The 20,789-nt window shown below is 63.5% G+C and carries 21 protein-coding genes; 7 read left to right on the top strand and 14 right to left on the bottom strand.

Features of this window, described 5'->3' with window-relative positions:
• Window positions 1-27 precede the first annotated feature (27 nt).
• Window positions 28-456 (top strand): hypothetical protein, encoded by a 429-nt coding sequence (locus GTP45_RS08965; RefSeq protein ID WP_161013539.1) that lies wholly within the window; start codon window positions 28-30, stop codon window positions 454-456.
• On the opposite strand, the gene GTP45_RS08960 is transcribed toward GTP45_RS08965, so the two are convergent.
• Window positions 430-2,061, bottom strand: coding sequence for a methyl-accepting chemotaxis protein (locus GTP45_RS08960; RefSeq protein ID WP_161014160.1), 1,632 nt, complete (start codon window positions 2,059-2,061; stop codon window positions 430-432). The genes GTP45_RS08965 and GTP45_RS08960 overlap by 27 nt on opposite strands.
• Before the next feature lie 15 nt (window positions 2,062-2,076).
• Window positions 2,077-2,511 carry a cache domain-containing protein gene (locus tag GTP45_RS08955; protein WP_161013538.1) on the bottom strand — a complete coding sequence of 145 codons (435 nt, stop codon included), beginning with the start codon at window positions 2,509-2,511 and terminating at the stop codon, window positions 2,077-2,079.
• Between the two features lie 96 nt (window positions 2,512-2,607).
• Between GTP45_RS08955 and GTP45_RS08950 the strand changes: the two genes are divergently transcribed.
• The 3 genes from GTP45_RS08950 (at window position 2,608) to GTP45_RS08940 (ending at window position 4,170) form a co-directional block, all read left to right on the top strand.
• On the top strand, window positions 2,608-2,976 hold the full coding sequence (locus GTP45_RS08950) for a hypothetical protein (RefSeq protein ID WP_161013537.1): 369 nt from the start codon (window positions 2,608-2,610) through the stop codon (window positions 2,974-2,976).
• A complete protein-coding gene (locus GTP45_RS08945) occupies window positions 2,973-3,356 on the top strand; it encodes a cupin domain-containing protein (protein ID WP_161013536.1) in 384 nt (127 codons plus the stop codon). Before GTP45_RS08950 ends, GTP45_RS08945 begins: the two co-directional genes overlap by 4 nt.
• 67 nt (window positions 3,357-3,423) lie before the next feature.
• On the top strand, window positions 3,424-4,170 hold the full coding sequence (locus GTP45_RS08940) for a PA4824 family protein (protein WP_161013535.1): 747 nt from the start codon (window positions 3,424-3,426) through the stop codon (window positions 4,168-4,170).
• Here the strand turns inward: GTP45_RS08940 and GTP45_RS08935 are convergent.
• The 3 genes from GTP45_RS08935 to GTP45_RS08925 are packed head-to-tail and all read right to left on the bottom strand — an operon-like array spanning window position 4,167 to window position 6,693.
• Window positions 4,167-5,594, bottom strand: a complete 1,428-nt coding sequence (locus GTP45_RS08935; protein ID WP_161013534.1) for a hypothetical protein — start codon at window positions 5,592-5,594, stop codon at window positions 4,167-4,169. The two genes, GTP45_RS08940 and GTP45_RS08935, sit on opposite strands and share 4 nt — an antisense overlap.
• On the bottom strand, window positions 5,591-6,310 hold the full coding sequence (locus GTP45_RS08930) for an ABC transporter ATP-binding protein (RefSeq protein ID WP_161013533.1): 720 nt from the start codon (window positions 6,308-6,310) through the stop codon (window positions 5,591-5,593). The genes GTP45_RS08935 and GTP45_RS08930 overlap by 4 nt, the downstream gene beginning before the upstream one ends.
• Window positions 6,307-6,693 (bottom strand): GntR family transcriptional regulator, encoded by a 387-nt coding sequence (locus GTP45_RS08925; protein ID WP_161013532.1) that lies wholly within the window; start codon window positions 6,691-6,693, stop codon window positions 6,307-6,309. The genes GTP45_RS08930 and GTP45_RS08925 overlap by 4 nt, the downstream gene beginning before the upstream one ends.
• A 179-nt stretch (window positions 6,694-6,872) precedes the next feature.
• Between GTP45_RS08925 and xth the strand changes: the two genes are divergently transcribed.
• From xth to GTP45_RS08910, 3 genes are read left to right on the top strand one after another with little or no spacing between them, the layout of a single operon-like run.
• A complete protein-coding gene (xth, locus tag GTP45_RS08920; protein ID WP_161013531.1) occupies window positions 6,873-7,655 on the top strand; it encodes an exodeoxyribonuclease III in 783 nt (260 codons plus the stop codon).
• Complete coding sequence (locus GTP45_RS08915) at window positions 7,655-8,419, top strand: histidine phosphatase family protein (protein ID WP_161013530.1); 765 nt, start codon at window positions 7,655-7,657, stop codon at window positions 8,417-8,419. Before xth ends, GTP45_RS08915 begins: the two co-directional genes overlap by 1 nt.
• Window positions 8,416-9,429, top strand: a complete 1,014-nt coding sequence (locus GTP45_RS08910; RefSeq protein WP_161013529.1) for an NAD(P)H-hydrate dehydratase — start codon at window positions 8,416-8,418, stop codon at window positions 9,427-9,429. Before GTP45_RS08915 ends, GTP45_RS08910 begins: the two co-directional genes overlap by 4 nt.
• Window positions 9,430-9,434: 5 nt before the next feature.
• Here the strand turns inward: GTP45_RS08910 and GTP45_RS08905 are convergent, their stop codons facing one another.
• The 9 genes from GTP45_RS08905 to GTP45_RS08865 all read right to left on the bottom strand — a co-directional run bounded on the left by GTP45_RS08905 (window position 9,435) and on the right by GTP45_RS08865 (window position 20,743).
• On the bottom strand, window positions 9,435-11,102 hold the full coding sequence (locus GTP45_RS08905) for a peptide chain release factor 3 (protein ID WP_161013528.1): 1,668 nt from the start codon (window positions 11,100-11,102) through the stop codon (window positions 9,435-9,437).
• A gap of 45 nt (window positions 11,103-11,147) precedes the next feature.
• Window positions 11,148-15,707 (bottom strand): PilC/PilY family type IV pilus protein, encoded by a 4,560-nt coding sequence (locus tag GTP45_RS08900; protein ID WP_161013527.1) that lies wholly within the window; start codon window positions 15,705-15,707, stop codon window positions 11,148-11,150.
• A gap of 9 nt (window positions 15,708-15,716) precedes the next feature.
• Window positions 15,717-16,295, bottom strand: a complete 579-nt coding sequence (locus tag GTP45_RS08895; RefSeq protein WP_161013526.1) for a pilus assembly PilX family protein — start codon at window positions 16,293-16,295, stop codon at window positions 15,717-15,719.
• Window positions 16,292-17,503: a PilW family protein gene (locus GTP45_RS08890; protein WP_161013525.1), complete on the bottom strand. Its 1,212-nt coding sequence runs from the start codon at window positions 17,501-17,503 to the stop codon at window positions 16,292-16,294. Before GTP45_RS08890 ends, GTP45_RS08895 begins: the two co-directional genes overlap by 4 nt.
• 1 nt (window position 17,504) lies before the next feature.
• The gene (locus GTP45_RS08885) at window positions 17,505-17,939 is read right to left on the bottom strand and encodes a type IV pilus modification PilV family protein (protein ID WP_161013524.1); all 435 of its coding nucleotides are present in this window, start codon (window positions 17,937-17,939) and stop codon (window positions 17,505-17,507) included.
• On the bottom strand, window positions 17,936-18,577 hold the full coding sequence (locus GTP45_RS08880; protein ID WP_161013523.1) for a pilus assembly FimT family protein: 642 nt from the start codon (window positions 18,575-18,577) through the stop codon (window positions 17,936-17,938). Before GTP45_RS08880 ends, GTP45_RS08885 begins: the two co-directional genes overlap by 4 nt.
• Window positions 18,565-18,990: a type IV pilin protein gene (locus tag GTP45_RS08875; protein WP_161013522.1), complete on the bottom strand. Its 426-nt coding sequence runs from the start codon at window positions 18,988-18,990 to the stop codon at window positions 18,565-18,567. The genes GTP45_RS08880 and GTP45_RS08875 overlap by 13 nt, the downstream gene beginning before the upstream one ends.
• Before the next feature lie 101 nt (window positions 18,991-19,091).
• On the bottom strand, window positions 19,092-20,078 hold the full coding sequence (locus tag GTP45_RS08870; RefSeq protein WP_161013521.1) for a sensor histidine kinase: 987 nt from the start codon (window positions 20,076-20,078) through the stop codon (window positions 19,092-19,094).
• Window positions 20,075-20,743, bottom strand: a complete 669-nt coding sequence (locus GTP45_RS08865) for a response regulator transcription factor (protein ID WP_161013520.1) — start codon at window positions 20,741-20,743, stop codon at window positions 20,075-20,077. Before GTP45_RS08865 ends, GTP45_RS08870 begins: the two co-directional genes overlap by 4 nt.
• Between the last annotated feature and the right edge of the window lie 46 nt (window positions 20,744-20,789).

Here is a 20,789-nt window from a genome sequence, read left to right as displayed (position 1 = left end):
CACGAACTAACACCAAGGAGCCGCACCATGCCACACGTATCGCTGTTTCGCCTGTATTCGCTGAGAGCTGTGTATTTGATTATCGTGGTGGGATTGGGGCTGGTGGTATGGCCTGGCGTGATTCATCACGCCCAACCTTGGGGCTTGTCGCAGGGCGTGGTGAAGTGCATGCTGGCGGCGTTTAGTTTGCTGTGCGTGCTCGGAATTCGCTACCCGCTGCAAATGCTGCCGGTGCTGTTCTGGGAACTGACGTGGAAAACCATCTGGCTGCTAATCGTCGCCCTGCCCGCGTGGCAAAGCGGCGTCGTGGATGAAGCCATTATGAGCACGACTTTCGAATGCCTGTTCGTGATCATTATCCCGCTCGCCATGCCGTGGAAATACGTCTACGCTCGCTACATCCAGCAGCAAGGCGACCGGTGGAGTAAGTTAGCTGCGCACGGAAGCCAAGCGTAGGCGGACGATGCGGGCACTGCCTGCTGGACGGGTGGCGTCGGGTGGCTCGATGCCTTCGTCCAGCTTGAAGATGGCCACCGCCTCCGATAGGTAGACCGCTTGCCGCTGCAAAGTACTCGCTGCAGCAGCCGCTTGCTGAACCAAGGCCAGATTCTGCTGCGTGATTTGATCCATGCTGACGATGGCCTGCTGCATGCCCACCACGCCCTGCGCCTGCTCGCCGTTGCCGACGCCGATTTGACCGATTACTTCCCCAACCTGCCGCACCGAGTCGACGATTTCCGCCATACTCAATCCCACCTCTTCCACCGAGCGTGCGCCGTTGTCGATTTCCGCTACTGAATCCGCAATCAGCAGCTTGATTTCCTGCGCAGCCGATGCCGAGCGCTGCGCCAAGATGCGCACCTCACCCGCTACCACTGCCAAGCCTTGCCCTTGCTCGCCGACGCGCGCAGCTTCCACTGCCGCGCTCAAGGCCAGCATGTGCGTCTGCACCGCCAAGCCATCGATCACGCCGACGATTTCCACCACGCGCCGCGAGCTGCCGCGTATCGAGGCCATGGTCACCACCAGCCGCTGCACCACGCTACCGCCACGCGCCGCGAAGCTGTTCGCGCAGTGCGCCAACTGGCCCGCCAACTCGGCGTGCGTAGCAGTCTGCGCCAACTGCGAGCCCAGTTCCTGCATCGCGCCTTCGGCTTCTTCCAGCGTGCCGGCTTGCGCGCGTGCGCGCCGCGCCAGCACTGCGTTACCTTGAGCGATTTCGCGTGAGGCGTTATCAATCGACTGCGCCGATGCCAGGATGGTCTTCAACGTGGTATTCAAATTGCGGATGCTGGTGTCCAATGCGCGCGAGGTCTCGGCAATTTCATCGCGCCCGTACACACGCTGGCGCACCGTCAGATTACCCTCGGCCAGATCCACCGCCGCCGCGCCGATCTCGCGCACTTCTTTCAGCATGGCGTTGCGCACCGCCATCGTCACCAGCAGCGACAGCGCAATCGACAAGGCCACCACGATCGGCATCCACGTCGACAGTACGCGGAAGTCAGTCTCCGCATCGGCATAGGCACGCTCGCTCAGGCTTTGCTCCAGCTTGGACAGCTCTTCCAGCCGCAGCGCCACCACGTCAAACGCGCGCTCGGCCTTGGACATGGCGTTGGCCGCCATCGACTGATCGGCCATCGCCAGCTCAATCACATCAAGCATGGCCTTGACGTACACCGCGTGCGCCGCCTGCGACTGCACCACGAAGCGGCGCTCGGCCGGATCGGCCTGCGTCGCCATTTCCAGCTGCACGAACTGGCGATCCAGCGCAGCGTGGCGCAAATGAATATCGCGCACCAGCGCATCCACGCGCGGCGTCGAGAAGCTGGCGTTGATCCACGTGAGCAGCTGGTAGATTTCGGTATGCGCCTTGTGCGCGTTGGCCACCAGGTCGGCCGCCGCCTTCAGCCGCACCGCGCGCTGCTGCACCATGTTGTCGAGCGACTGGTTCTGCCGCAGCAGCCCAAGGTACGCGCCCGCCGACAACACGATCAGCAGGATCAGCACGACACCCGGCGCCAGCAGCAGCTTCGGCCCTATCCGTAGTTTGCTGAGCATAGTCTGCACGATGGTTCAGTGCTTGTAGATGCCGGCTTCCAGCGCCACGTCGTCCACGCGCAGCACGTAGGTGCGCTTGGCCTCGACCTTGCCGGTTTCCGGGTTGCGGAATTTGTAGTCGACCCAGCCACGCCCCGGCCCGCGCGCCAGCGCCACCATCTCCTGGCGGAATAGTTTGCCGTCGGCGTCGGGCACGTCGAGCAGGTTCTTGCCGATCAATGCGGTGGTCGGATGCGCCACCGTAATCCCATTCAAATCGCGCATGGCCAGATACAGCGCGCCCTGGTTGAATTCCGGGTCTTTGCTGTTGATGCGCGCCGTCATCTCGGCCTTGCCGCGCGCGCGCACGAACTGCGCGCCCTTCTCGGCCAGCGCTATGGCATCCTTCTCATTCGGTGCGGCCTGCACCGCACAGCACACCATCCAAGCCATTCCGATTAACGCACGCATGATTCCCCCCGGTAGCCAAGATGTTGTAATCTACGCTGGCTGCCGCAAGGTAATTTTGCGTTCGATCAATAGGCACAAAGTAACAACAGGAGCGATATGAAAGCATCGACCAAGGCGGCCCTGCTATCGGCGTTGGTTTTTCCCGGACTCGGCCACTTGGTGCTTCAACCGCGCCGCGCCAAACGCGGTCTGTTGTTCCTGCTGCCGACCGCTGCCGCCGTGTTTTACCTGCTGCGCACCGTGCTGCAACTGGCTTCCCGCCTGCTGGACGAGATCAACAGTGGCGCCCTGCCCCTTGACCCGATCGCCATCACCGAACGCATCCACACGGCAGGCGTCGACAACGCTGCAACCAATCTGGCCTCGCTAGTTTGTGTCATCTGCTGGATCGGCGCGATTGCCGATGCGCTGTGGCTAGGACGGCGTAGAATTGACGTTCCAACAACGCCGAGGGACGCGCCATGAAACTGACCAAGGTTATCCTGATTGTAATGCTGGCCGCCGGCACCGCGCTGGCGCAAACTGGTACAATCCGCCGCACCGTGATCCAGAAAGCCGATGTGTCCATCCCCGGACGCGAGGCGGTCGTCGCCAAGGTCGAACTGGATGCGGGCGTGGCCGCCGGCCGCCATTCCCACCCGGGCGATGAAATCGCCTACATACTGGAAGGCGAAGGCGAGTTGCGCATCGAGGGCGAAGACCCGCGCCGCGTCAAGGCCGGTGAATCTTACGTCATACCTGCCGGCACCATCCATGACGCCATCAACACCGGCTCCGTGCCGCTGAAGCTGGTTGGCGTCTACGTGGTCGATAAGGGCAAACCGCTGGCCACTCTCGCCAAGTAAGGCTGTCATCAAGGTTTCACTTGGTGGCGCTACAGTGGCGACGCCATAAAAAGAAACTGACAATCCGATGATCTTGCTGAACACCCTGATCCGGTCGCGCCGCGCGGCCGGTGGCGCCGCGACCGCGCGCGCCTGCCCGTTGGCCGTTACCGCCTTCGCTGCCACCGCCATTTTTGCCGCGCTGCCGGCGCATGCTGGCCGTCCGATGACGGTTGATGATGCCGCCATCGTCGCGCCCGGCCAATGCCAGCTGGAGACTTACGGCCAGCGCGCCGGCAACGCGCGCGAGTTCTGGGCCACGCCTGCCTGCAATGCGGGCGGTACGTGGGAGATGGCCGCCGGCGTCGGCTGGGCTGACGACAAGGTGCGCACCATGCACTACGGCCGCCTGCAAGCCAAGACTGTGTTCAAGCCGCTGGAGGCCGGCGGCTGGGGCATTGGCCTGGTGCTGGCCGATCAATTCCGCGCTGGACGCGGTCTGGATGGCGACGTCTCGGCCAACGTCCCGCTCAGCTTCTCGCTGCGCGATGACAGCGTGCTGCTGCACTTGAATGCTGGCGTCGCCCGCACGCAAGCCACGCGCACCACCGACGCCACCTGGGGCATCGGCGCTGAGTTCAAGCTCAACCCGCGCAACTCGATCACTGCCGAAGCCTTTGGCCAGCAGCGCAACGGCTCACGCTACCAGTTCGGCTACGCTCATCAGTTGATCCCGGACCACCTGCAAATCGACGCCACCTGGGGCAACCGCCTCGTCGCGCGCGGCGGCAGCGAACCGGTTGTCACGCTGGGCCTCGTCCTGCAAACCAACTAGGCGGCCAAGCGTCCGGCCGGCAGCAGCACTGGCGCTGCCCCCCAGCGCCGCCAGCGCAGCACCAGCGTCACGGCCGTCGCTGCCCAGACGATGCTGCCGAGCCAGAACAGCGGCAGCCCCGGGTACTTCTGATCCAATCCCGCCAGCGCGATGTAGGCCAGCACGACCAGCGTGGTCGTCGCCACGGTCAGCACGGTATTCGGCTGCGCCGCCGCGCTGGCGTAATCGCGCAGCAGCATGACGGAAAACGGCAGCATCAGCATCGCCAGCGCGTAGGTAATGCCGCGCAATTCAAACTGGCCGAGCACTGCCGCATCGATGGCGATGGCCGCCACCGCCGAAATCAGCCACAGCCGCAAGCAGCGGAACAGCAGCGTGCCCAGCAGCACGCGGTTGAACTGCCCGGTCGCAGGCGCCGCCGGGCTCAAGCGGAACAAGCCCTGCTCACCGCCGTAGCGCACCGCTTGCGAGGCCACCGTGGCGGCATAAATCAGCACGCTCATCATCAGCATGCCTTGCATCATGGTGCTGCAGATCATGGTCACCACAACATCGCCCTTGCTGGCCACGTAGCGCCCCACCAGCGCCATCACCACTGCCGATACCAGCGCATAGCCAATCGCTCCGCCATCATAGGCCGGCAAGCCCAGCGAATGCAGCATCTGGCGGCCGCGACCCGCACCACGGCGGCTGTCGGCGCGCAAAGCAAGGTTGTACGGCGTACGCAGCCAAGCCAGCCAGCGTAGGCCGCAACCCGGCGCGGTGTTGACCGTGCGGCCGTTGGCGCGCGCCAATTGGCGGATGTGGCGGTGATGCCAGGCCCAATGGCGGTCGCCGCCGTGCAGGAACAGCATGTGCACAGCGTGCCAGCCCATCAGCGCCAGCAGCAGCAAACCAATCACCGTGATTGGCAACTCACCAATACGATCAACCGCTGCCAACAGTTCATCCACGGGATGACGGCTTACCCATGTCGAGGCAATGATCACCGCGACCGGCAGAAAATTCAAGCCGCTGTGGCGTTGCGCGTACAGCACGTAGACGCTGAACACGGCCCCCAACAACAGCCCGTAGCTGGGCCGGTCAAGCAGCAGCCAGCTCAGCACGCCGGTCAGCAAGGTGGCTGCGACGTAAAAATATACCGTCATCCGCATCAGGCGGCGCCGCAAGCCCGGCACCAGCACCGCGTTTGACGGCGAATTCTGCTGGATCGCGTTTTTCACAAACGCACCGCACCACAGGTAAGCTAGGCAACTGCTCAGGAACAGCAGCGGCACCTCGCCGAACGCCGGCTGGTTGAAGTGCTTGCTAATCAGCTGCACCAATCCTAAGAAACCGATGAACCAGCTCAGGCGCACCAGTGTGCCCCTGCCGGCGCGGTCGTAAACCACTTGCAACAGTAATTGGCGGTCGGCGGCATTCACTTGGTCACCTCGACGAACAGGTCTTCCAGGCTCAGATTTTTGCCTTCTAGCAATTCATCGAGCGCGCCTTGCAGTACGATTTTGCCGCCTTGCAAAAATGCAACGTCTAGCGCTACCCGTTCAAGGTCGGACAGGATGTGGGTGGAGAAGATCACCGTGGTGCCGCGCTCGATGCCGTCGCTGATCAATTCCTGCAAGAAATCACGGCGGCCAACTGGGTCGAGACTGGCGACTGGCTCGTCCAGCACCAGCAACTTCGGATCGTGGGCCAGCGCTCGGATGATGGACAGGCGCTGCTTTTCGCCGCCGGAAAGCTTGCTAATTTGCTTAGTCGCCGCGTCGCTGGCCAGTCCCCAGCGTTGCATCAGGCCATCCACCTTGGCTTGGTTCCAGTGCGGATACAGCGCCTTGAAGTAATCTAAAAGTTGCAACGGCGTCAACCACTCAAACAATTCCGACTTTTGCGGCACATAGCCGATGTCGGCACGCGCCGCCTCGCTCAGCGCGTTCACCGGCTCGCCGAACAGCTTGCAGCCGCCGACGTCCGCCTCGCGCAAACCTAGCAGGCATTCCAGCAAGGTCGATTTGCCTGCGCCGTTGCGCCCCAGCAAGCCAATTACTTTACCGGATTCAATATTCCAATTAACACCCTGCAATACTTGCTGTTGGCCAAAAGATTTATGCAGATTGGCGATTTCAACGACGGCTGATTTCATTTAGTTTCTCCAAGAATTTTTGCAAACAGCGCTAATACGGTTTCGTTATCCAATTCCAATTGGCGGGCTTCAGCGGCGGCCCGCTCCAAACTCGGCCTTAAAAGATTTTCTTTACCTTGCGGTGATTTACTTTCGGCCACCAGCATGCCGACACCGCGCGCGCGGCTCAATAAACCCTCGGTTTCCATCATGTTATAAGCCTTGGAAACCGTCATCGGATTAACGGCTAATGTCAGCGCTACATCGCGCACCGACGGTAAAACATCGCCGGGTTTTAAAACCGTGGCAGCAATTAATCGCCTTACCTGTTCAATTAATTGCCGGTAAATGGGATCGGACGAGCCGGTTGCAATCGAAAATAATGATGCTGTATGGGTAGCCATGGCACTAGTATTTGTGTATTAGTTGCCTAATACAGTAGGCCCGAACTACGCAGCTGTCAAGAAGAATTCGCGACGCTCGCCAGAACTTGGCAAGAACGCGCCAAGACTTGGCATGAAAGCCAGGCCTTTAGGTGCGCTGGCGCACGGGTGCGTGCCGCCCCGCTCCTTATAATTGCTAAATGCGTATCGCTACCTTTAACGTCAACGGCATCGGCGCCCGCTTGCCTGCACTGCTTCAATGGCTGTCTGAGACGCAGCCGGACGCAGTGTGCCTGCAAGAATTGAAAGCACCGCAGGAGAAATTTCCCGAGGCGGCGATTAACGAGGCCGGTTATCAAGCTATCTGGCACGGCCAGAAAAGCTGGAATGGCGTTGCGATTTTAGCGCGCGGGCAGCAGCCGATAGAAACCGGACGTGGATTACCGGACGATCCTGACGATACGCAAAGCCGCTATATCGAGGCTGTGGTGAACGGCGTTGTTATCGGCGGCTTATACCTGCCGAATGGCAATCCCGCTCCCGGCCCTAAATTCGATTACAAACTAAAATGGTTTGAGCAGTTTATTCTGCATGCCTCGCAATTAATCAAAAGCGGCGCCCCTGTGGTGCTAGCCGGCGATTTTAATGTTATGCCGACCGAATTGGATGTGTACAAACCGGAACGCTGGCTGGACGATGCCCTATTCCGTCCCGAAGTGCGCGCGGCATTTCACCGTTTGCTTGATCAGGGCTGGTGCGATACCCTGCGCGCCACCCATCCGGGCGAAGTGATTTATACCTTCTGGGATTATTTCCGCAATGCCTACGGGCGCAATGCTGGCCTGCGTATCGACCATATCCTGCTTAGCCCTGCCTTGGCGCCGGCGCTCAAATCGGCCGGCGTTGACCGGGATGTGCGCGGGCGCGACAAGCCCAGCGACCATGCGCCGGTCTGGGTTGAACTCGATCTAGGAGAGCGCTGATGGAACAAAAATGGCCGCAGCAACTCTGGCTGGTTCGGCACGGTCAAAGCGCCGGCAATGTCGCCCGCGACGAAGCCGAAGCTGGAAAAAAGTTACTGATCGACCTGGCTGACCGCGACGTTGATGTTCCGCTGTCCGAGCTGGGGCAGCGCCAGGCACACGCAATGAGCGGCTGGTTCCAGGCGCTGCCGCCGGACGCCCAGCCCAGCGTGGTGCTGTTTTCACCCTACATCCGGGCCAGGGCCACCGCCAACGCGGTGCTTGACCACCTCGGGCGCGACCGGTTGCTGGCAGTGGCGGCCGACGAGCGGCTGCGTGAAAAGGAGTTTGGCGTGCTCGACCGCCTGACGCCGCTGGGCATCCACGACAAATATCCCGAGCTGGCCGAACAGCGCGCCCACGTCGGCAAATTTTACTTCCGTCCGCCCGGCGGCGAGAGCTGGTGCGACGTCATCCTGCGGCTGCGCAGCGTGATCGACACCATGACCCGCGAGTACCACGGCGAGCGGGTGCTGATCGTCGCCCATCAGGTGATCGTCAACTGCTTCCGCTATCTGCTGGAGCGGCTGGACGAGGACGCTATCCTGGCGATTGACCGCGCCGGCGACGTGCCCAACTGCGGCATCACTGAATACCGCTTCGATCCGGCAGCGGGCAAGCACGGCAAGTTGACGCTGGTGCAAGCCAACTTCGTCGCGCCGCTCGAGCAGACCGGCACGCCGGTCACCCATCAAAAAGACCAGCCGGCGGCGCCCAAATCATGATCCAGCACATCACCCCCCGCTTGCTGCGCGATTGGCCGCTGCCCATGCCACTGGCTGATGGCGATAAAAATGCGCGAGGTTACGTGGTAATTATCGCCGGATCGCGGGAGATGCCGGGCGCGGTGCTGCTGGCCGCTACCGCTGCCCTGCGCGCCGGCGCAGGCAAGCTGGCCATCGTGACCGCCGACAGTGTAGCGCCGCACGTCGGCGTGGCGGTGCCCGAAGCGCGCGTGATCGGCCTGCGGGAAACGGCCGAAGGCGGCTTGATCGTCGACCAGCGCCCCGACCTGCAAGCCGTCTGCCGCCAGGCCAGCGCCGTGCTGATCGGGCCCGGCATGCAGGACGAGACCGCTTGCTGCCAGCTCGTGCGCGCCCTGCTGCCGGATTGCATCCACGCGCCGCTGATTCTGGACGCGGCCGGCATGAGCATCGTCAGCCGCGACGCCGACTGCGGCGCGGCCGCCACGAGCGTCACAGGTACGGCCGCTGGCCCCGGGCAGGCGCCGGCTGGCGGCTTAGCCCTTGCGGTGGCGGGCGGCGCAGTCGCAGCGGAGGCTGAGGCGCTGGCCGCCCCGGTCGGCGGCTTCCGCTTTGCCAGCCCGGTGCTGCTGACACCGCACGCGGGCGAACTCGCCAGCCTTACCGGCGCCGACAAAGACGACATCCGGGCCCAGCCGGCCGCCGCTGCCCCGCTGGCGGCGCAACGCTGGCAAGCCACGGTCGCGCTGAAAGGCGCGTTGACCGTGATTGCCGACGTCAACCACCAGGAATGGCATCACGAAGGCGGCAACACCGGGTTGGCGATATCGGGATCGGGAGATGTATTGGCCGGCATCATCGCCGGCCTGGCAGCGCGCGGCGCGCCACTGGGACAGGCTGCGGCCTGGGGCGTGGCGCTGCACGCCATGGCGGGAGAACAGCTGGCCCTGAAACACGGGCCGCAAGGCTACCTGGCGCGCGAGATCAGCACCGAAGTGCCGGCCCTGCTGCGCGCCATGGCGGCCGATTAGACCGATTAAAGCTTGGCCGAGTGCTCGCGGGTGGCGTGGAATTGCAGTTTTGGCCAGCGTTCCTGCGTCAGGCGCAGGTTGACGCTCGAAGTCGCCAGATAGGCCAGGTTGCCAGCCGCATCGTAGGCGACGTTGTGACCGAGCTGGTCTTCGAAGTCGGCCAGCGCTTTCTTGTCGTCGCTCGAGACCCAGCGCGCGCTGCTGATGCTGGTGCTTTCAAACACCGCATCAACGCCGTACTCGTTCATCAGGCGGCTTGCCACCACCTCGAACTGCAGCACGCCGACCGCGCCCAGCACCAGTTCGCCGCCCTGCACCGGCTTGAATACCTGCACTGCGCCCTCTTCGCCCAGCTGCTGCAAACCTTTGTGTAGCTGCTTGATTTTCAGCGGATTGCGGATGCGCACCTGGCGGAAGAAGTCCGGCGCAAAGAAGGGAATGCCGGTAAAGGTCAGCATTTCGCCTTCGGAGAAAGAATCGCCGATTTGCATATTGCCGTGGTTCGGCAAGCCGATAATATCGCCGGCGTATGCCTCTTCGACCTGCTCTCGGGTCGATGCCATGAACGTCACCACCGACGATACCTTCACCTCGCGCCCCAGGCGCAGGTGCTTGACCTTCATGCCGCGCTCAAAGCGGCCCGAGCAGACGCGCAGGAAGGCGATACGGTCGCGGTGCGCCGGATCCATATTGGCCTGAATCTTGAACACGAAGCCAGTGAACGGCTCTTCTTTCGGATCGACCGCGCGCACGCTGGCGTCGCGTTCGCGAGGCGCCGGGGCCCAGTCCACCAGCGCCGACAGAATCTCGCGCACGCCGAAGTTGTTGATTGCCGAACCGAAGAACACCGGAGTTTGCACGCCGGCCAGGAATTCTTGCAGGTTGAACGGGGTCGAGGCGCCGGCCACCAGCTCCACTTCCATGCGCAGTTGATCCATTTCCAGCGGGAACATTTCCTGCAGGCGCGGATTGTCGATGCCTTCGATGATCTCGAACGCGCCGTCGGCACGCTCTTCACCGGCCTTGAACAGCATGATGGTGTCGTTCAGCAGGTGGTAGACGCCGCGGAAGTTCTTGCCCATGCCAATCGGCCAGGTTACCGGCGCGCACTGGATCTTCAGCACCGATTCCAGCTCGTCCAGCAGTTCCAGCGGGTCGCGGGTTTCGCGATCCATCTTGTTCATGAAGGTCACGATAGGCGTATTGCGCATGCGGCACACGTCCAGCAGCTTGATGGTCTGCGCTTCCACACCCTTGGCGGCGTCGATCACCATCAGCGCCGAGTCAACGGCGGTCAGCACGCGATAGGTATCTTCCGAAAAGTCCTGGTGGCCCGGGGTATCCAGCAGGTTGACCACGTGGTCGCGGAATTCAAACTGCATCACCGACGAGGCCACCGAAATGCCGCGCTGCTTCTCGATTTCCATCCAGTCCGAGGTCGCGTGGCGGCCCGATTTACGGGCTTTCACGGTACCGGCCATCTGGATCGCGCCCGAGAACAGCAGCAGCTTCTCGGTCAGCGTGGTTTTACCCGCATCCGGGTGGGAAATGATGCCGAAGGTGCGGCGGCGCTGCACTTCGCGCGCGATCAGGGCCGGCGTTTTTAGGCTGGCCGCTGGCGACGGAGCGTCGTCGTTATTTTCGGGGATATTGTTTTCGGTGTCGGTGACCATGTCGAGGATCTGAGAAGCGGTTCTGCAAACCCTCGATTATACCCGCTATTCGCCCTTAATACGACGCCATCCGACCCGGTGCGCCTCGGCCGTATCCAGTTCTTTGGTGCGGCTGGTGGCGTTGCTGCCGTCGGCAAAGGTGGTAATCAGCTTCAACTGGCCGCTCGGCAGCCGCACGATGATGAAACCGACCGCCGCCGAGGTGTTGGACAGGGTCGAGCCAGCCGGATCGCCATTCACGCCCTGCCCGGTGCAGACGTCGACCTGGTACAGATTACTGGTGCCGCCCACCGAGCACGCCGACGACGACGACGGAATGTTGGTAATTACGTTAGCCACGCCGCTGACGATTTGCGGGTCCAGATTCATGCGCTCGCCGGCATTCAGGTTCCAGTTGAAGTACCAGCCATCCTTTTGCGTCAGGTCGACCGCGTTGTTGGTGATGGCGTAGGTGGTCTGGTTGCTGGACGAGCCCTGCACGCTCAAGACTTGCTGCACCAGGTTCGAGGTCGGAATCGTGCCCAGCGCAGTGCCGCTGTCCTTCAGCGCAAACAAGCTCTGGATCGCCGTGTTGGAGGTATCGGGCACATCCAGCAGCCGGCCGGTGCCGAACAGCACGATGCGGGTGGCGCTGGTCTTGGTGCTGGTAATGCCGTTCGAGTCCGTACTGGTAATCGGCACGCCGCACTGCGTCACGTCTGGCCGCGTGGTGATCGGCTTGGAAGTTCCGGCATCGCCCATCTTCACCACCGAAATCGCGCCCGTGGTGGCGGTCAAATCGAAACGCCACATCGCGCCCAGCACGTCGCCGCCGTAGATGTAGGTCACCTTGGCATCGGCCAGCGGGTCGCTGCTGATGGCGGTAATCTTGGCCAGGCCGGACGGCGTGGTGGTGTCGCCCGAGTTGGTCTTGGCGCGCGCCAGCACATTGCCGGTCGCCGCCTCGACGATGAACAGCATGCCGGTACCGGTGCCAGTATTCACGCCGTCAGAGCCCGGAATATTGTTGTAGCCGGAGGTCAGGAACACTACCCATTTATCCTGCCAAATGCCGAACTGCGGATTGCCAAAGCTCAGTCCCAATTCAGGCTCATTGTGCTGCGGGCAAACGGCGGCGTCGGCGCACAGCTCCCACATCACTTTCGGCGCGGCCGGATCGGTCACGTCCAGCGCGTAGAAGCCGCGTCCGCCCGCGTTCAGTCCGCCGACCAGCATGGTGCGCCACTGGCCGTTGATCTTCACGTCCGCCACCTCGGGCGAACCGTCGGCGGTGAACTGGTGGTTGGTGCCGTAGGTGGTGCTGGCCAGCGCGGCCATCTTGCCCATCACGATGCGCGGCACGTAGGCCCAGCGCTCGCTGCCGGTGGCGCCATCAAATGCGTGCAGCATGCCGTCATTGGCCGCCACGAACACCGTTCCGGGGCGGCTGGCGTAGGCGGTCTTGTAGTCGGCGTAGGCGGTGTCCGGGTAATTGTTGTGCGGTTCGCGCAGGTAGGCCGGTTTTGACGAGGCAATGTCGCCGATCACGATCGGCACCGTGGCGCCGGTGGAATCGGTGGTGGTGGTGTAGGCACGGAACAGATTGTCGTCGGCATAATCCTGTACACCGCGCAGCCAGTTGACCATGTTGGTGCCGTTGTTGACCGTGGTCTTGTCCGCAGCAGACAACAAGGTGCACTGCGCCAGGATGCTGCACTTGTTGGCAAACCATGCCTTGGTAGCGGTGTCCATGTTATCGAAGGTGAAGTCGACCGGGTCGGTGCCCGGCGCCTGGCTGGCCTGCATCATCTTGATCTTGCGGGTGGCGATCGACTTGCCGACCGTGGTGCTGGTGCTCCACGTAGGCGTTTTGATGACTTCACCGGTGGTGGTGTCGATCTTGCGGTCGGTCAGCTCGCCATACCAGCGCACCGTGGTGAAGGTGGCCGAGAAAATATCGTTGTCGGTCAGCGTGATGTTCGGCGTCGAGGTTGCCGCCGCCGCTGCCGCGCCGGTGCGTACCTGCATGTTGGACAGCGCCTCGCGCAAGCCGCTCACCACGTCTTTCGGATCCTGCGCGCTGAAGTACTTGCCGTGGCCGTTGATGGCGGCGTGCCACAAGTCATCGACGCGTTCCTGCACCGTGCTGGCGGTGTTGGTGGTGTCCGGGTCTGGCCAGACGTAGGCGCCGCCGCCATTCCACGGGCAGCCGGACGGCGCTTGTGTGATCAGGTTGTAGAAGTCGCCGCCTGGCTTGGGCGCGGTGTCGTAGTTCGGCTCGTAGGTCATGACGCCGTCCACGCCGAGGCCCAGCGTGTAGGTGTTCATGTGCAGGTGGGTGTTCTCGCCGTTGGCGGCCGGCACCGAGCCGGGCTTGTTCATGTCCGGCTCCAGCGCTGGCCGCAAGGATACGGTGCCGGTACTGGAGCCGCCGTTGTACCAGTGCAGCGCCACGTCCGAGATCGACGGCTGCGACTGCGCCCGCTTGTCCACGCAGCCGGACGAGATGGTGCAGAAGCGCGCCGAGTTTTCCACGTTGTCGTTGTTCACCACGTTGTTGGTGCTGCTGCCGTTCCAGTAGCCGTCCGTGGTCAGGATCATGAAATTCGGCTGGCACGGGTACTGCACCACCTCCTGCCCCGCCGCATAGTTGTACGGCGACAGGTTGGCAAACATGCGGCCGACATTGTCCATCGCGGTGCGGATCGGCGTCGAGCCGGAAGTGGTGGTGTTGTACAGCGTGGTGTACCAGGTCGAGCGCGCCGCGCCGGTGAAATCGGCTGGCTTCAAATCCATGGCGCTGCCGGCGCCGGCGTTGGACAGCTTGACGAAGCCGACCTTGTAGTTCGCCGTGATCGGCGAGAACGCGATGCCCACCGAGGTCTTCATCATTTGCAAGCGGCTCTTGTAGTACACGTACCAGTTGGCGAAGTTGGTCATCTCCTCCGCGTAGGTGCAGGTCGCGCCGGCGCAATCGGTGCGGTCGACGGACTTCGGATAGGTCTGGCCGCTGACGATGTTCACGCGCACGAACGGGTTCGGCGCACCCGAGCCGGCCGACAGCGCAGCCGTGGTGGTGGTGATGGTATCCATGGCCGCGGCCGTGACCGTGGCAACCAGCGAGCCGGCGTTCGAAATCGAGCCCATGACGATGGTGCCGGTGTTGGCGCTGGAGCCGCTATCGACCACGCACACACTGTTGGCCGGCAGCGTGTTCACGCAATTGCTGTTGGTGCCGGCGTACGCCTTGTAGGTGCCGCCGGTGCCGATGGCGGTCACGAAGGTGTTGGCCACCTGCGCCGCCGAGCGATTGGTATTCAGCGACAGGCTGTTAAACAGGTTGGTGGTGTTGTACTTGGTGGTGCCGATGGTCGGCGAGCCGCTGTTCGAGGTAGTGCCGGTGAACGTCACGTAGGCTGGCGCGGTGCGCACCGAGGTGGCGGTCACGGTAAAGCCCCAGCCGGCGCGCGAGTTATCGGTCACGGTCACGCAGTTGGTCAGATTCTTGGCGCCATTGCAGGTGACCGGCACCACCGCCACCACGTTCTCCGCCGACAGCGTAATGCCGAAAGTGCTGCACGCCGGTACGGTGGCCTGCCCGGTCGGCGTCTTCACGCAGGCGTAGTACTGGTTGGTGGTGCTGCGCGCAATGATGCTGGCGGCGACCGCGCTGGCCATGGTCTGCTGCTTGAGCGCGGTGTTGGTGCCGGTGGACGCGGTCACCGTGCCATTGGTGATGGTGACGTTGCCGCCCGATTCGGCAATCACAATGCTGCTGATGCTGAGCGAATTGGCGCTGCTCGAGGCGCCGATGGCGATGGTGCCGAAGGACGCAATCGCCCCGGACGGCGCCGAGTAGCTCGGATAGATGAACGAGCCTACCCGCTTGCCCTGGCAGTTGGTCAGCAAGCGATCGCTGCACCAGCGCACTTTCACCGGCACCGGATAGCCGCTCGGCGCCGTGCCGCCGATGGTGGTCGATTTGCAGCTCGTCATCTTGTCGTCGGCGCAGTACTGGCCAACGCCGATGGTGTAGTAATACGGCCCGGTGGTGATATCAATCGGCGACCGGTAAGTCGCGTCCGGGTAGCTGTAGGTCGAGGTATTGAACTGGCACGAGGTGCCGTTGGTGTTGGTGCACCACTTCAAATCCGGGAAGCCGGTCACCAGGTTGATGTTGTTGCTGCCGGTATTGCCGAACAAGTCGGCGCGGCGCGCGCCGAAGCCGTCGTTGCTGACCACGGTCCAGTTGCTGGTATTGGCCGCGTTCTGCTCCGGGTAGTAGGTGCCATCCGACTTGATCGGCACCTGGTAGTGGATCGCCGGGTTGTAGTACTGCTTGTTGAAGTCCGGGCTCATGAACGGCGGATGGCCGACATTGCAGGCCATCGTCCCCGCCTGCAAGGTCACATTGCTGCGGCAGATGCTGTCGTTGACGTAGTCCGGCGTGTAGGTCTGATCCATGGAACCGGAGTTATCGAACAGCAGCATCAGGTTCGGCTTGACGGTGCCGGTGCCGGTGATATTCAGCAGCGGCACTTGGGCGATCTGCGTCGGGGCGGCGTGCGCACCGATGGACAGCAATAACGCCAGCAGGGACAGTAACGGGGTTAGTAACTTCGTCATGGTGATTCCTCAAGGGCCTTTCATGACGACGGCTTGCGTCATCACATTGCCGCCGCGCGGGCCGGACACGCGCGCCGTCACCACGTAGTGGATCTGCGCCGCGACGGCCAGGTTGGAAGCGTCGATCTTCAGCGTTTCGCCCAGCGCGCGCGGGCCGGTGGTGCCGGGACGCGGCGCCGTGGTCTGGCAGCGGTTGGTCGGGTCGTCGTAAGCGCCGGGCAGCATGCACATGCGGTGAATCACGTACTGCACCCGGTTGCCGTCGGCATCTGCCGGCATGGTGATGGCGCCGATCCAGAAATTGGGATTGCTGACCGTCCAGTTCTGCGGCAAGGTGGCGACGTAGCCGGCCGCCGCCTGGTCGGTCAGCAAAGCATTCTTGTTGGGCACCGTGCGCAGGTAGGTGAAGCCGGCATGCAGGCCGGCGTCGGCCGCCTTGGTCAGCGCCGCTTCGTAGGCAAGATTGGAGGTGGTCAGCGTGCTGGACGTGCTGGATTTGAGCAGGTAAATGCTGCTGACCATCATCACCGCCAGCATGATGAGCATGATCGGCAAGGCAATGCCGCGCTGGGAATGGAGCTGTCTCATGGCCGGTACTGGGAATTAAGAATGGGCACGATGGTTTCAAACACGCGGTAGCGATAGCACTTCCAGCTCAGCGGATCGCCGCCCACTGCCACGTTGACTTGCATCGGCACTGCCGCCACGCCGGTCGGCACGCTGTTGCCGAACACCGTGGGCAGCACCGTGGTGGCGCTGCAGGTGCCGTCGCGGGCCGGCTTTTCCACCGTCTTGCTGCGCGCTACCACGGCGATCCGCACCGCCGAGATGCGCTGGTAGTCGCCGGGGCCGCCGTTGACGCCGTCGTTATCGGCATCCATCATCGTTGGGCTCCACACCGTGGTCTGCATGCCGGTGCTGGTGACCACCATCTGGGTGCCGTTGCCGGCCGGGTTGGGATCCCAGTTCGGCAGCGCGCGATTATCGAAACCGTACTGCGCCTTGATCGACACGATGTTGTCGGCCACCGAAATACCGGCCTGCTCAGCGCCGGCCAGGTCGGTCGCGCGCAGCAGCAGCACGCCGTTGTTCACCGACCAGGTGTGGAAGTGCAGCAAATCCGGCCGGCCCAGGTTGTACATGAAGGTGACGTTCTTGAGGTAGGCCTGCGCCATGCTGGCCGCCGGATTGTAGCGGTACTGGGCGCCGCTGTTGAGCAGCATCTCGGCGTCGCGGCCGGTGGCGGGATTAAAGCCGGCCATCTGCATCACGGTGCACGGGCGATCCGGCGCTTGCGGCGCCACCACCAGCACATCGCCATTGTTGTAGCCGTACGGCGAGCGCTGGGCGCCGACCACAAAGCTTTCGCCGCCGTAATCGGCAGTCATCATGATGGAGCCGACGCCGGCGTTGGAATTGCCGCTGTTGAAAGAGATCACGTCCGGCGCCGTGCCGTTGGACTGGATCACCACCGAGGCCAGTGGCGTGATGTCAACGCCGTCGCGCTTGGCGCCCAGCAGCGCGTAGCCGCGCTGGTCGCTGAAAACGGTATTGCAGCCGGCCACGGTGCGGTCGTTCAAGCCCCAGCCGGCGGTGGCGGCATCGCCGCTCAGCGAGAACATTGCCAGCATGCCGTTTTGCATGGAGTCGGAACCGCCGACGGCGGCGTCCTTGTTGGCTTCGCCGCTAATCACCAGCCGCGTGGCAAACAGCAGCGCCAGCAGGCCGATCACCACGCTGACCATCAGCTCGACCAGCGAGAAGCCGCCTTGGCGTTGGTTAGGTTGGGTAGCCATGTCAGCGCGCGATGTAGGAGGTGACGCGGTGGCGGTTCGGCTCGCTCTTGGCCTTGCGCTGCCAGCGGATCGAGATGTCGACCTGATAGCGGTTCTGCGCCGGCTGATCCTGCACCTGCACGAACAGAATCGCACCAGGAATATTCTTGCGCGTCTCGGCGGCCCAGCCTGCCAGTTGGTTGTTGGGTGTGCCGTTCTCGGCCAGGTTGTAGGAGTTCACGTTCGGCAGGTCGGCGTTGATGATGCCGATCAGCTTTTCCGCCGCCAGCGTGGCGTCGGCGCGCGCGCCGGCGTCCGACAAGGCCGAGTAGGCGCGCGCCTGCAAACCGACGGTGCCCAGCAGGCCGATGCCGAGGATGACAATCGCCAGCATGGCCTCCAGCAAGGCGATACCGCCCTGCCGGCGCAAGCTGCGTGCTTGTGGAATGGTCTTCATGGTGGGCAAGCCCGGTTATCGGTGGCCGCCAGCGTCGGATCGCACTTGCTGGCCATGCCGGCCAGCGTGACGCTGAGCGCCACCACCGGCACGTTGTTCGCGTACTTGGTCGACGGATCCAGGCGCAGCTGCGTGAGGCGCGGCGCGAAATTGGTATCGACCCAGCCGGTGGCGGTGTAATACACCTGCGATGCGCCGGCCGGCAGCGTGCTCGGCAGCAGCACTTCCGACGACGGCAGCGCATCGGCCGAGCGGAACACCGACTTGAAACCGGCCGCGCCCTGCGGATCGTTGGCGGCGGCGGCGGTGGTGGTCGACCAGCCCGCATCGTCGGCCGCGCAATTGCCGTTGGCGCCGACGAAGCAGATATCCACCTGCCAATCCATCTGCCCGGTATTGGTGTTGGGCGTGAGCGAAATGCGGCTGAAGGCGTTGTGCGACACCGCCTGCCGCCGCGCCATGGCAAAGCCGTCGAGATAAAACTCGCTGGCGCTGCGCGCGCGGTTGGTCAGCAGCCATTGGCTGGCGTTGGGGATGCCGATCGCCAGCATCACGCCGAAAATGGTGATCGTGATCAGCAGCTCGATCAGCGTAAAGCCGCCAGCGCGGCGGCGCGACGGGGCGATTAGTTGGAACATGCTCCACCCTTGTGGTCGACCCAGCACGCATTGCTGGTGCCCCAGCCGGCCGGGCTGCCGGTGGTGGCGTGGGCGCCGGTTTCATTGATGGTGTAGATGAACCCGTTCATCTTGCCGGCGCCGGTGGCGGTGATGGTGTAGGTCGAGGTGGTGGCGTTGCTGAGCGTGTAGGTGAAGGTCGCGGTGTTGGCCGGGAAGCTTGGCGAAGCGTCGAAGCCGGCGTAGGTGCGGTTGTTCGACCAGAACTGCTCGGCGGCCGGCTGCGCGCCGCCGAGGGCGGTAAAAGCCTCGCTCAAACGGCCGCGCGTGGTGTAGTCGCTATAGGCCGGAATTGCCACGGCCAGCAAGATGCCGACAATCGCCACCGTGATCATGATCTCGATCAGGGTAAAACCTTGCTGGATGCGTTTCATGGGCCTGCTCCTCGGAATGGAATCTTCTGAGAAACAGTGTAGCGCGCCTGGCTTTCATTTCCCTGAGGAAATCCTGACAAACTGCTGACAAGCGCACAAATTTAGCTAAATTTCACCGTGAACAGCGCGCCTTGCCCATTGGCCGGGTCGGAAATCGTCAGCTTGGCGCCGTGCACCACGGCGATGTCGCGCACGATGGCAAGGCCGAGGCCGCTGCCGTGGGTCTTGTCGTCGAGCCGCACGTAGCGGCTGAACACTTGCTCGCGCTTGGCGGGCGGGATGCCGGGGCCGTTATCTTCCACCGTCAGCAGGCCGGAGCGGACTGTCACCGTGACGGCGCCGCCGGCCGGCGTGTAGCGGATGGCGTTGTCGATCAGGTTGTCGATCAGGTCGCGCAGCAGGAAGCGGTCGCCGGTGATGGTGGCCGGCTCCAGATCAAAACCGATGTCGATGTTTTTCAGCGAGGCTTGATCGACGAACGATTGCACGGCGTCGGCCACCAGCGCGTCCAGCGCTACCGGCTCCAGCCGGGTCTTCTCAAAGTGATGCGGCTCGGCGCGCGCCAGCGACAGCAGCTGGTTGGTCTGGCGGATCATGCGCTCGGTGGCCGACAGCATCAGCTTCAGCGATTGCGCCGTGTCCGGTTCGGCGTGGCGCGCGCCCAGCCATTCGAGCTGGGTCTTGAGGCCGGCCAGCGGCGTGCGCAGCTGGTGCGCCACATTGGCGAGGAAATCCTGCCGCGCCTGCGCGCCCTCGCCTACCTTGGCCAGCAAGCCGTTGAAGGACGATACCAGCGGCGCCAGTTCGTACGGCACATCATCGGCGGCGATCGGCGCGAGATCGCCGCCATCGCGCGCGTTGAGATCGGCGCGCAGGCGGTTCAGCGGCCGCAAGCCATTGCTGACCGAGAACCAGATCAGCGCCACGCAGCCCAGCGCGAACACGATTTCCAGCAGCACCAGCGTGCGCAGCACCGCCTCGCGCAGGTGCGGCGAGGCCAGCGTGTAGGCCAGCGCGCCGGCGGCCAGGTTCATCAGGAGGATGGGCGGAATCACCCGCCGCAACAGGCGCAGCCGGATGCTGCTCATGCGGCCGGCTCCAGCATGTAGCCAAAGCCGCGGATGGTGCGGATGGTGACGCCGGCGTCGGCGATCTTCAGGCGCAGGCGCGAGATGTAGACTTCCACCGCGTTCGGCGTGATGTCGTCGCCCCACGGCAGGATGGCGTCGATGATCTGCTGCTTGGACACCACGCGCGAGGCATGTTGCAGCAGATATTCCAGCACCGCCCATTCGCGCACCGACAGCTCGATCACCTTCTCGCCCACGCGCGCGCGCTTGGCGGCCACGTCCAGCGACAAATTGCCAAGCGCCAGCCCGGCCTGCGGCGCCGTGTGACGCCGCGCCAGCGCCTTGACGCGCGCCACCAGCTCGGCGGTGGCGAACGGCTTGACCAGATAATCGTCGGCGCCCTGCTCCAGCCCGCGCACCCTGTCCTCGACCGCGTCGCGCGCCGTCAGCAGCAGCACCGGCACGGCGCTGCCGCGCGCGCGTAGGCGCCGGACTACCTCGAAGCCATCCATGCCGGGCAGGCCGATGTCCAGCACCACCACTTCCGCCTGTCCCGCGCGTTGTAGGAGTTGATCCGCCTGGGCGCCGTTGCCGACCACCTCCACGGCCATGCCATGGCTGCCGAGCACGCGACTCAGGCCGTCCGCCAACACCGCATCATCTTCCACTACCAGTACGTGCATATCGTGCGCCACATCATCAGGGGGTATGTCATTATGCCGCTGCCCC

The sequence above is a fragment of the Duganella rivi genome (assembly GCF_009857435.1).
Lineage (GTDB): Bacteria > Pseudomonadota > Gammaproteobacteria > Burkholderiales > Burkholderiaceae_D > Rugamonas > Rugamonas rivi.
The sequence above is the reverse complement of the archived record's forward strand: the minus strand, read 5'-3'. Positions and strand labels throughout refer to the sequence as shown.